Annotated in this window: 12 protein-coding genes; 4 read left to right on the forward strand and 8 right to left on the reverse strand. The window is 47.7% G+C overall.

What is annotated here, in order from left to right:
• Positions 1-33 precede the first annotated feature (33 nt).
• Positions 34-1,119 (reverse strand): IS66 family transposase, encoded by a 1,086-nt coding sequence (tnpC, locus tag AC0QKW_RS01430; protein ID WP_473149281.1) that lies wholly within the window; start codon positions 1,117-1,119, stop codon positions 34-36.
• Positions 1,120-1,331: 212 nt separating this feature from the next.
• Here tnpC and AC0QKW_RS01435 point away from each other — a divergent pair, with 212 nt between their 5' ends.
• Positions 1,332-2,456 carry a site-specific integrase gene (locus tag AC0QKW_RS01435; protein ID WP_473149282.1) on the forward strand — a complete coding sequence of 375 codons (1,125 nt, stop codon included), beginning with the start codon at positions 1,332-1,334 and terminating at the stop codon, positions 2,454-2,456.
• Positions 2,457-2,459: 3 nt separating this feature from the next.
• Here AC0QKW_RS01435 and AC0QKW_RS01440 read toward each other — a convergent pair whose 3' ends face one another.
• Complete coding sequence (locus tag AC0QKW_RS01440) at positions 2,460-2,843, reverse strand: hypothetical protein (protein ID WP_473149283.1); 384 nt, start codon at positions 2,841-2,843, stop codon at positions 2,460-2,462.
• 422 nt (positions 2,844-3,265) lie between these two features.
• On the opposite strand from AC0QKW_RS01440, the gene AC0QKW_RS01445 reads away from it, so the two are divergent.
• Complete coding sequence (locus AC0QKW_RS01445) at positions 3,266-3,712, forward strand: hypothetical protein (RefSeq protein ID WP_473149284.1); 447 nt, start codon at positions 3,266-3,268, stop codon at positions 3,710-3,712.
• Positions 3,709-4,380, forward strand: coding sequence for a hypothetical protein (locus AC0QKW_RS01450; RefSeq protein ID WP_473149285.1), 672 nt, complete (start codon positions 3,709-3,711; stop codon positions 4,378-4,380). Before AC0QKW_RS01445 ends, AC0QKW_RS01450 begins: the two co-directional genes overlap by 4 nt.
• A gap of 21 nt (positions 4,381-4,401) precedes the next feature.
• On the opposite strand, the gene AC0QKW_RS01455 is transcribed toward AC0QKW_RS01450, so the two are convergent.
• Positions 4,402-4,635, reverse strand: coding sequence for a helix-turn-helix domain-containing protein (locus AC0QKW_RS01455; protein WP_473149286.1), 234 nt, complete (start codon positions 4,633-4,635; stop codon positions 4,402-4,404).
• Positions 4,636-4,705: 70 nt separating this feature from the next.
• Between AC0QKW_RS01455 and AC0QKW_RS01460 the strand changes: the two genes are divergently transcribed.
• Positions 4,706-5,041 (forward strand): hypothetical protein, encoded by a 336-nt coding sequence (locus AC0QKW_RS01460; RefSeq protein WP_473149287.1) that lies wholly within the window; start codon positions 4,706-4,708, stop codon positions 5,039-5,041.
• 234 nt (positions 5,042-5,275) lie between these two features.
• Here the strand turns inward: AC0QKW_RS01460 and AC0QKW_RS01465 are convergent, their stop codons facing one another.
• From AC0QKW_RS01465 to AC0QKW_RS01485, 5 genes are all read right to left on the reverse strand, one after another.
• Positions 5,276-7,411: a nuclease domain-containing protein gene (locus AC0QKW_RS01465; RefSeq protein WP_473149288.1), complete on the reverse strand. Its 2,136-nt coding sequence runs from the start codon at positions 7,409-7,411 to the stop codon at positions 5,276-5,278.
• A complete protein-coding gene (locus tag AC0QKW_RS01470; protein ID WP_473149289.1) occupies positions 7,408-9,402 on the reverse strand; it encodes an AAA family ATPase in 1,995 nt (664 codons plus the stop codon). Before AC0QKW_RS01470 ends, AC0QKW_RS01465 begins: the two co-directional genes overlap by 4 nt.
• Before the next feature lie 139 nt (positions 9,403-9,541).
• Positions 9,542-9,955 (reverse strand): type II toxin-antitoxin system VapC family toxin, encoded by a 414-nt coding sequence (locus AC0QKW_RS01475; RefSeq protein WP_473149290.1) that lies wholly within the window; start codon positions 9,953-9,955, stop codon positions 9,542-9,544.
• Positions 9,940-10,206: a hypothetical protein gene (locus tag AC0QKW_RS01480; protein ID WP_473149291.1), complete on the reverse strand. Its 267-nt coding sequence runs from the start codon at positions 10,204-10,206 to the stop codon at positions 9,940-9,942. The genes AC0QKW_RS01475 and AC0QKW_RS01480 overlap by 16 nt, the downstream gene beginning before the upstream one ends.
• 59 nt (positions 10,207-10,265) lie before the next feature.
• Positions 10,266-10,979, reverse strand: a complete 714-nt coding sequence (locus AC0QKW_RS01485; protein WP_473149292.1) for a CBS domain-containing protein — start codon at positions 10,977-10,979, stop codon at positions 10,266-10,268.
• Between the last annotated feature and the right edge of the window lie 3 nt (positions 10,980-10,982).

Consider the following 10,982-nt stretch of genomic DNA (forward strand, 5'->3'; position numbering starts at 1 on the left):
CTGTCTCGTAAGACAGTCTTTTTGAGTAATTGCTCAACTCAGTAGCCAATCAGCCTGCTGTGAGGTAAGGGCACGGGAGATGGCCTCAAAGGCGGAGATGCCCTGCCGCCGAGCCGTGTTGACCAGCGAGCGCACCTGGGCGAACAACTCTGCACCCCAGTCGGAGCGAAAGCCATGGGTGACCTTGCGAAAGACCACACTCCACCGCAGCGCCTGTTCACTGGAGTTATTGGTCGGCGGCACCGTCTCATCGTCGAGGAACAGCAGCAGATGTTCTGGGATCTTTTGGTAGCGCTTGAGCAATCGCTGTCCCTCGGCAGACTTGGGGTTCAAATTCAAGATCTCCCGCAGGCTGCCTCGACATCGAGACCGGTGCTGCTGAACCGTTGATTCCGCCAACGTCTGTCGTCGTCGGTTTAGGGCAATGGCACGCAATAACAGGCGCTTCATCCGAGGGGCAAAGAGGTCATCACCGGCGTCAATAGCATACTGACAATCCCTCAGTTGATGGGCCAGACACACTTGCCAACGCTGGGCGGAATGGGCCTTTTGAGCACTGAACAAATCGGAGACCCAGACCTCAGGGCGATGGCCTGCCATCGTCTCGTCAATGACGACTTTGCCCCGACTGGGACGAATCACATGCAGGCACACCTGCTCATTCTGGAACACCCACTCCCACTGGTTCTGGCCGTTGAGCCGGGCACTGGTTTCATCGCTGCACACCAGACGAGCGCTCCGCAGACGCTCGACAATCCGCGCCACTGGGGCTGCAAGCTGGGTTTGGACCCGCTGAAGCAGATTTGCAATTGCTCCTTCGGAGATCGTGACCCCGTACAGATCCCCCATCAGTTGGCTGAGCCGCTGGTAGCTCACCGCATGGTGGTACCTCAAATACGTCACCACGCTGGCGATACTCTGTCCAAAGGGCGACCCAGGCTCTAACCCGACCGGCACAGGGGCTTCATAGCTCTGCTGACAGCACGTACATTGCCCACCGTAGCGCTCGACACGGGTCACCTGAGGCCGAACTGGGGGCAGTTCAATCCGCTCATAGACGGCTTTGAGTTGTTGGCGGGCACGCTCGACCTCGCTGCCGCAGTGAGGACAACGGTTCAACACCTATATGGGCGATACTGGACTCGAACCAGTGACATCCTGCTTGTAAGACAGGTCAGCATCGAGATTTCGTAGCTCCCTCCAATCCTGCGTATAGGCTAGAATAGCTGGTATGGCTGAGTTACAGCCGGGTGCTCTAATATGAGACAGCAGAGAGAATTGTACACAACGGAATAAAAATAGTTCACGTTTAGTTCACGGCAGGTCATGTGATGCCCCAAAAATCGCTGACGATTGAAGCTATCAATGAACGGTTGAAGGCTGCCAAGATTGGTGTTCGTGTTTACGCCCGAGGTGCCCGTCAGGAAAAGCTGAGCTTGCGAGCAGTGTTACCTCCTAAGCCTGGTAGTAAGCGACAAAAGCCCTATCAGCAGTATCTCAGCCTGGACGTTTACGCTAACCCTACAGGGTTGAAATTTGCAGAGTCTGAGGCAAAGCGCATCGGTGGGCTACTTGACCAGAAGCGATTTGAATGGGACGTGGTTGCTCAGGAGGTTGATCGTAGCAAAGAGACTTGTGGCTATTGGATCGAGAGATTCCGCCAAGACTGGTTAAAGTCCCAGACGGGTGACAAGGATGCGATTGCCCTCAGTTGGAAGGAACAATTTTGGTATCCGGCATTTAAATGGCTTACTCCAGAACGCAAACTCACAGCAGACCTACTTGAGCAGACTACTCTGAGGTGGAAGCCCAACAGTCGGAGTTTGCAGATTGGTTGCCAGAAATTGCAACGGCTAGCTGACTTTGCTGGTATCGGGTGCAATCTTAGGTCGAAGCAGGGTAACTATAGCTTAAATAAAGTGGTTCGTAATATTCCACCTGACGATCAGATTATTGCGGCAATAGACAACATCAATAACCGGGGCTGGCAGTGGATTGCAGGAACTATGGCAACCTACGGGTTACGGGATCACGAAGCATTTTTGTGTGAAATTGTATATAAAGAGTACGAGGGCGAGTCATGGCCTATTGCACTCGTTCCAGATGCAACGAAGACAGGTAACCGAGAAGTTTTTCCACTCCCGCTCTCATGGGTTGAACGCTGGGATCTGATGAATATAGAAAAACCAAAGATTACTGCTCGTCTTAACAAAGACTATGGCGATCGCACGTCTACTCAATTCGGGCGATACAAAATTCCGTTTAGACCTTATGACTTGCGCCATGCCTGGAACATAAGGGCAGCACTTGATTTAGGGTTACCTACCGCTGTTGCCGCCCAAATGGCTGGACATTCAGCCACCCTGAATCTGGGCACCTATCAAAAGCATATTAGTAAAGTAAGGGCTGCACAGGCATATTTTGAAGCTTTGAAGAATAACAATCTTGGAGAATAGCCCCTAGGATACTACTTTGCCAGGTTGTCTTTTATGTGGAGCAACTAAATCTCGTTTATTGCAGGCATCAATATTCAAGTACCAACTGGCCTTTGTTGTACCAGGGGCACGCCTATCAATTGCTTCTATACCGCTGCGGTAATGGCCACATCGTATCATGTATAGACATTGACCATAGTTTCTATAGCCGAGTAACGGCCACGCATCTTTGAGAGACAATACCTTACCAGATTGAGGTTTATCTCCCAACCTCTCATGCAGTTCTCGAATATCACCTCGTATGAGATGACTTTCAGACTGTAGGGCTCGAATTTCGGCAGTTGCTTCTTCTAACTTTTGAACAAGTTGTTCAAAGACCACGTCTTGAATAGGTTGGGAGTGATCCATCAGAATGGCTCCACAATATCAGGGCATAACGATGCCAAAGTGAAGGTAGCGCACTATGTGAGAGCCCCAAAATCGATTCCAAATAGCTAAAATCGCTGGCCTCACCAAACCTGATGAACCGATTCTACGGTGAGCCATCCGAGAAAAGCTGACTATGTGCTGATTAATTTACCAAACTTTACAAAAGAGATATGCGTTCCCTCTGTCGGCAAGGCTTTAAGGCTTGACTAGAAGGCGTTTTGATGGTTTTTAGATCCTCGGATACTCAGTAATGCTGCTTTGCCTAGATAGATGTCTGGCATCAAATCAGCATTGAAAGACTTGCCAGTGTAGAATATGAAAGAAAGGCTGCTGTTGGTGGTCGTTCACCTTGCAAGATGCTGACAAAGTTTGAGAAGCCTATATTGGCCTAGTTTTTACCCATGCCCCGAGGACGAAGCCCTTCCCCAAGCCCAGATCCTGCCAACCCTGATAAAAAGTCTAGGGTTCGCTTCATTTTTGAGCCCGATCGCACCTCTCCCAACGGCATCACCTACTCTTGGCTGATACACGAGACCTACAACGGCAAAGAGAAAGCCGCTACCGCTACCCGTGCCTTCTGGCTGCCCTTCGCTTACCGGCAATCGGGAAATCACTCCGAGGCGGAGTTACGCGATCTGGCCCAGCAATCGATCTGGCAGATGGAAGCCCAGATTCAGCACCTACGCGAGGAATTTGATTTGGGGATGGCTCGATCCGGTAGCACCGAATTGGTAGGCACGCCTGATGCGGAGAATCTATCAGCAGAGGCAGATACTGCACTGGTACAGCCCGTGACCGTTTCGGCTCCGGCGGCTGACTTGCTTGATGAGTTCACGGACGCCCTATGAGTGAGCCACAGTTGCTGAAGGAGCCAGAGACCGAGAAAGGGCGATTGATGCGCCAGCAATACCTAGCGCTGGCCAAGGCTTCGCTCAAAGATGCCAAGGACTACGAGAGCCTCTACACCCGCTATAGCGATAATTCGGTAGTAGCGCAGGGATTAGATCAGGAAGTAGCTAGAGCCGCGTTACAGACCGGCAAGTCACCGCGACAGGTCATCCAGCTCTTGGCCCAGGGGCCGTTTACCCAGCAGCAGATTTTGGGATTGTCTGACGAGGAGAAGCAAGCAGCGTTGCCCAAACTGCTCCAGTACGCCCAGCAGACCGTGGACAGTCTTCAGCAGCAACGCTACCTGGAGTATGCCTGCTCGGTAACGGGGAAAACTCAGAGCTATTCAGACCTCTATCGAGACAATGTGAGCAGTGATCTGTCGGCGATTCAACTCGACCAGAAGGTGACGGCGGCGGCACTGGGTGTAGGGGAATCGGGAGATGGCGTCGCGGCGCTCTTACTTCAGGGGCCGTACTCTCGTTTTCAGCAGGATGTTCAGGGCACGTCACTTCAGACTGTAGAGCAGTATGCCCGAGGGACGGTGGCCCAGGTGCAGGCGATTCAAGCGCTCCAGATGGGGCAATCGCAGCGGATGCCGCCTCGCACCAGGAACCTGGAGCGCTAGGGTTGAGCGGCTAATGGCCTGCTATTCGTCTAATTCGCTGCCGATGTATTCATTGACAAAAGCCTCTGCGGCTTCCGGGCTCATTGTTTTGAGGACGCGGACGATGTCCAGAATGGTGTCGCCTGTGGGGTCAATCTTGCCGCTGCACCAGCGGTAAACGCTATTGCGGCCAACGCCCATGGTTGCCGCGAATCGATATTGAGTGATGCCGTATTGCTCCAGCACCTGCTTGAGAACGTAGCCTGCCTTTCCCATATCCTCATCATTTCAGAGGAGGGCTAGGCAAGCGAACCCATATATGTTGACGCACACATATATGGACACTATGATGGCGGTAGGATATTTTGAGGTTCACATCATGTTGGTTCCCCAAGGGTTTGTTGGTTCAGAGGTTGGCGGTATAGAACACGACCTTTTGGTAAGTGTTGAGATTAGACAGAAGCTAAGCAACTACCCCAGGCCCGACCGAGAGCCGGTGAAGCTCTTGGCGATCGGGTCTCGGGAGGCGATTCAGGCGATGCTTCAGCAGATGCATATGTGCGGCTTTGCCGAAATCTTTGAGTGGACTGACTTCATGCCAGCTCCTACGCCTGAGCGTCCTCTACGGTGTCGGCCTGACGAATTAATGAAAATGCTGGTTAAATATTTTTCAAAAGCCTAAATCTATTGCAGGAAGCATAGATTATTCATCACTCAGAATTTGCAAGATGATGGAGCTTTGAGTCTCTATTGATTAAGCCAATCAGGTTACTGGCATGCCCGACGAACATAGTGAAAGACTTAGTCTATCACCGTTATCTCCCAAGTTGACGTCTGTTAACACACAGAAGATTGGGCAGAAATATTCTTGATGTTGGGTTGCTGTCACAAAAATAAAAAATCAAGCTTTGGCTTACTAGAAATCAGCTATATCCATTTGCATAGCTCTCTTCTGTCGCAACTCCTCTAATGAAGGATCGCTTCCACATTCAGGACAGATGTACATCCACTTATCCTTAAACTCAGGATGGTCAGAATTCCTATGGAAACAGCCATGGAATTTCAAGAGCGGATGGCTCGCGCCATAACAACTTTGTATGACCCAGAAATCCCCACAATTAGGGCAGGAACAATAAACACCTGTGCTGCTGCCGGAGTTGCCAAGGCTATTTATAACTCTATAAATTAAATCTTCTTCAGATATCCGATCTGGCATCCAGGTAGCGTGTAAGTGTTCACCAGCTCTTAACCGGCAGCCGCAGGATAGACAAACGGTAGACAGAGAACTGTCATGATACTGAAATAGCAATCTACAAATTTTGCGAAGCTGACTATCCTCATTGAGTCCAGGGACAAAGGATATGGCTCCATACTCATGTCCAGGCCATTCCAGTTCGTCAAGTTCATCAGGAGTACTTTCCTGTAAGAATCGGTCAAATGGTACCTCTCCCCAGTAATCAACTTCTGAGTCGGAGTGGAGAATGAAACAGGCTACTGCTTCAAGTTCATCCTGATATTTATCTCTGGCCGTATGAAGGACATCATCTATCAAAGTATCAGAACCTTGCTGTCTATAATTTCGATACTTTGCATCAAAAAAGTATTTTCTGAATGGATCAAACCCAATTTTCGTTTCAATACATATATCTGGAGTTCGTTTTTCCCCTTTTCGATTAGTCAGATTTGGCTCATAGATTAAAGTGATTTCTAAGTTAGTGTGGTTTTCAATTCTAGATGTCAGCTTAAACTCGCGTTCCTTAGGTAAGAGAATAGAGCCATCTTTACCTAAAGATAAGCATTGAAATAAGTCAGGTTCACTAGCTTCGGGTTTTAAGGTCGTGCAAAGAATGAAGCCACTATACAGCTTTACAAAGCACCAAATTTCGTAGAGTTCCCAGGTCGGCTTGACCTTGCCCTGAAACATATTTTCGATGAGATGTAGGACTTTATGGAGTGGTTTTAAAGCATCTCCCATTACTTCAGAAAATTTTGTATAAATGGGACCATAGGTGGGTGACTCTGTAAGTCTAAGGGATGTTAGAGAAGGTATAGATGGTGTTCTAACATCTTTAAGAAAATTAGCCTGTCTGGCTTGCCTAGCCCATGCTTCGCAGTTTCTAAGCCTATTTAAGACGGAAGTAATCTGTTGCCTTAATATTGCGCTACGGGCGTTAGTATCGCGAATTTTTCTACGAGAATTCTCGATGAAATCTCTAAACTCATGATCATTTCTCTTCTTGTTTATCTTGGGAACGAATTTTTCACTGATGTCTTCAATAGCTAGGGAGCCGAGGCTATCTGCTAAACCTCTGGCTAAATCTCGCAGATAGTAGTCAAGGACATGGCACAAAAACTCATTTTCGGGACATTGGGTTGATTCTGAGCGTTTTATGCCAAAGATGCGGCGTTTGGAGGGATTTACCAGCTTTCGTACCAGCAGTTGGGGTGAGGGGTTCACACGTTCAATGTCTACGGAGCCTGATTCTACGATAAAGCTTTTGAGAGGCCGCTTTTCTAGGTCGGACCAGGAATTTCTTACGATATCGGCCAGGTCAAGTAAGGCTGTAGCTGTTGCAAGAACACCTTCGCCAGCGGCCCACTGCTGTCCTAGGCTTTCTACTCCAGAGCCTTCGCCTAGTGGAATGGGCACCGATCTCGTAACGCAACAGGCAGTCGTTAGGGCCATGATTCCGATATCGGCAATCATTTTATTCATCTGTTGCTCGGTTATGTTCGCCGGTTGTATTCTCAGCGATGCTTTAGGAGAATCCTTCACAACTGAACCGTTGAGAACGGTCAAAACTGCTGTAATTTCGCCTGAACGGCGAACTATATCGCGACTCAATTCTTTGGTGGGCTCCCAAAGATGGCTGTTGGATATAGAGTGCAACGGGAAAGGGGATGAAGCTTCTAAAGCGACGCCACCTGACCAAGGGCCATCCAGCTTGATATACCACCGTTTTTTGAACTGTTTGACGAAAGGTACCCCGTCTTCGTCTAGGGGAAATAGATGGCCTGAGGCGTCTACAAAGAAAATGCTTGGGTAAATCATGTGCGTACCCAATATCGAACATACTGCCGCCTGCTGTCGTCAACTTGAGCTTGGAGCTGGGTTAATACGTCACCAGGATCGTAGCTTTCCAAATTTGTCCCGAGTGCTTTAAGGTCTTTGTCAAGGGCATTTAGCAACTGATCAAATAGCTCTTGTTTGTTTGAGTCTTTGAAAAAGGAAATCCGTGGAAGCAGCTTGATAAATAGAAAATGGCCTAAACAATCTTGAGAAGAAAGGCCAAGGAGATAACAGACTGCATACATTACTCTAAAGTCTCGACTAGCTCTGTGACCTAAGGGAATTCCGAGTTCGGAAAATAGCTTGTTCCATTGTAGGACTCTTTCCCAGCCTATGTTCAGTCCTTCGGTTACATCTTTCATCTCAAGCTGATTGGCATTTTCGGGATTAGAGGATAAGCTCAGTAGCTGATCAATTTTATTAACTAGTGTAGGGACGGATAAGTTCAATGGCTCAAGTAATTCTGAATTCTTAGAGAATAAATCTGAAGCAAGTGGTAAGGCTAGGTCAGCTGCCGAATAGCTGACCACATAAGCACGATCAATCACCTTGGGACTCAAATCATAGGTGGTTTCATCAGAATTTAGAGTACCTAAGATAGCAGTATTTGAGGCCAGGTGGAAATTAGATTGAAAATCGTTTAGTAAGTTCTGAAGTTGTTGTAACCGTAGTTTCTCTCTGTCACTCTTTTCAGATTTTTCATTTAAGAAAAGTGCTTCTTGCCAGAGGTCTGTCTCTATGTCTTCAGAATAAAGGAGGAGACCTTGTTTTTCCTTTATTCCCCCTTTTGCTGTATTGGCTGACCGCGAATACTCTAAAGCAGAGAGGAGATCTGAGCCATAGTTCTCAATTCTTGCCAGGTTTAGCTCATCTAAGCAGATTAGCCAAAGGTTATTGGGAAAATCTCTAGCTTCTTTGAGAGCAGTGAGAAATGGAGTGGGGCGAAAGACCTCTTTGATAGGGTCGAAGAAACCTAGTAAATCAGTAGGGTCTAGCCAGGCTGGACGAACTGGTATGACTTTGCTACGACCGCCCAGAAGTTTAGCTGATGCTTTGACGATGCTGGTTTTACCAACCCCTACTGGGCCGTTAAGTAGAACTAAGCTGCCAGAGTAAAAAGCACTGATGAGAGATACAAGATAGCTGATCGCTAATGTCTTAGGAAGTATAAGTCCGTTATTAGCTAATGCAGTCTGCCACTTTTCAGCTAGGTCTTCTGGGATGGTGGAACTGCCCAAATCTGGTTCTGCTAAGGCATTCACCTTTTGTGGTACAGCCAGACGATAGCGCTCGATATCTTGCTGTACTTTTTCAGCTTCTTCACGCAAGATTTTTGCAGATTCAGAAAAAGATTGCAGCTCTTTTTTGCGTCGTTCAAAAAATTGCTCCTGCTTTTGCTTTTCTAAAGCGAGCTGAGTCTCTTTTTCTTCAAGCTTAGCAACCAAGTTCTCTTCTAAGGTTTTGATTTCTGCTTCTTTTTGCTCTAGCTTCTGTGCGTTTCGGTCAAGTTCTGCTGAGCGATTTTTAACTCTTTGTTCTACAAGATTATCTACTTCTCGGAGCTTGCGCTGAAGTTCCTTCTCTTGTTGTTCTAGCTGAGAACATAGACCGCTGGCTAGGATCTTTCTGATATCTTCAGCTAGGAATTCCGCTTCTCCTTGAGAGATAGAATCTAGCGATATTGCTTTAGGGTCGTCATATTTTTCTTTTTTTTGATTATAACTGCGTTGCCCCGGATCTTCCCACTCAAATGATAAATAATCACCCTGGTTAATGCGACTGGTGTTTTCAATTGCAAAAAACTGCTGCACCCAAGTGCCGTCCGACAAGGGAACTTTAACTAGAGGGGTTATTAAAACACCTTGACCATTATTAATTTGGAATACTCTCTTAACTTCTCCTGGAAGCCGTTGAGGCAGAAGTGCAAGAATCCAGGAATGGTTGTTGGTCGATATCAATGATTCTGACTGCATGAATGGGCGATCGCAATGATTTGCTGCAAAGGGCTGGCCGAGTATGTTCTTATACTGCTTCTCTGTTTAATGATCAGTGTTCCCCTGTAGATACTTAACGTATCTTTGAGTTGAGAAGGGTAGCTGGTTCTAATCTGGGCTAGGGAAGTAGGGTGAAGCTATCGCAGTGGTTGGGGCGGAAGATGCGAAAGTCACGTTGATCTATGGTCAGAATCGTTTCGATAGATAAGCGTTCGGCTATGGCCATAACGACAGCATCGACAAAGTCAATTTTGCTATCAACATATTGGCTGAGAATCTGTGCTGTTCTGGCAATATCGGCATCAGTGGCCGGAATCAGGACAAATCGGCTGGCTGGGAGACCTTGAAGAAAAGCGACAACGGTTGGAATACCAACGTCGCGGCCCACCAGATAGGCTACCTCTACCAGCACGACTTGAGGTAGCAAGATTTTTGGAAATTGGAGGTAGGCGGCGCTGGCTTCGGCATGTCTGTCATCTGTTCGATTGACTAGGGCGACGACAACGCCGGTATCGGCTAGGACTGCTTCCATGTGAACCCTGAGGTGGGGGTAATGTTTTGTTTGAGGATGGTTTCGGCTTGGGTGGCTAGGTCTGGAGAACCGGAGAAGAGGCCAATTAAAGGGTCTTCTTGTGGGGGAAGAGGTTCATCGGTAGAGTCGGGGGACTCTACGGGTTGGTAGACCAGGATGAGTTCGATGTCTTGGTTGGCGAGTTGCTCGGGCATTTGGAGCTGAATGCTGCCGTCTGGGTTGACGTGGGCTCTGAGTTTTAGGGTTTGCATATGATTAGCTCGTTGATAGGAGGTCAATGGTTTACAAGCTCAAGGATTCAGGTTTTCGATCACTGTAGTTGGTGTAGGATGTCCCACCGGGTCGCTATGCCCAACAGTTTTTCATTCTCACGACCGTTGTGGGTAATGAGAGCAGCCTCAAGGAACAAATTTCCTGAAAATTCTTCGACAATCTCATCGACAAGTGTTTCGCGAGAAACAAAAGTGTAATTGGAGCGTTTTTCTTCTTCCGGCAGCACTTTTCGAATTTTCTCGTCTTCAAAATCTACTATGGTTTCATTGGAAGTATGATGAGCCAGCCATCGGGTGATTCCGTTCTCAGTGAGTAGACCAAGAAAGGTTTGGCCTTCGTAGACCGGAAATTGTGAGTAATCGCAGTCGTTAATTTTTCCCAGAACCCAGGCAAGTGATTTGTCGGGTGATAAAGACTCAACATCCCTTTGGAAAGTAGGGATGGCTTTTCGCGGATTGATTAGCGCATCCCGGAACTTCTTGACTTCTGTCAGAGTGAATGTACTAGGTATCGCCGAATACTGGTAAGGGTCTGTCCTTTGATGAACCAAAATGTTTCTCAAGTCAGCCCAGTTCCGTATTTTCTGACGATCTTTCCGCCATGTTGCATGATTGTCCAGGTATCGATCAATTAAACGCTTGAATTCTGTTTCCTCTCTTTCTTTCAAGATTTGCCGTAGGTGGCTTTCAATTTGATTAAAAGCGGTGAGGAAGTCTTCGCACTGGTTACGTTCATCTTGAGATAGTTGCATCTT

It is taken from the genome of Pseudanabaena sp. PCC 9330, assembly GCF_055795045.1.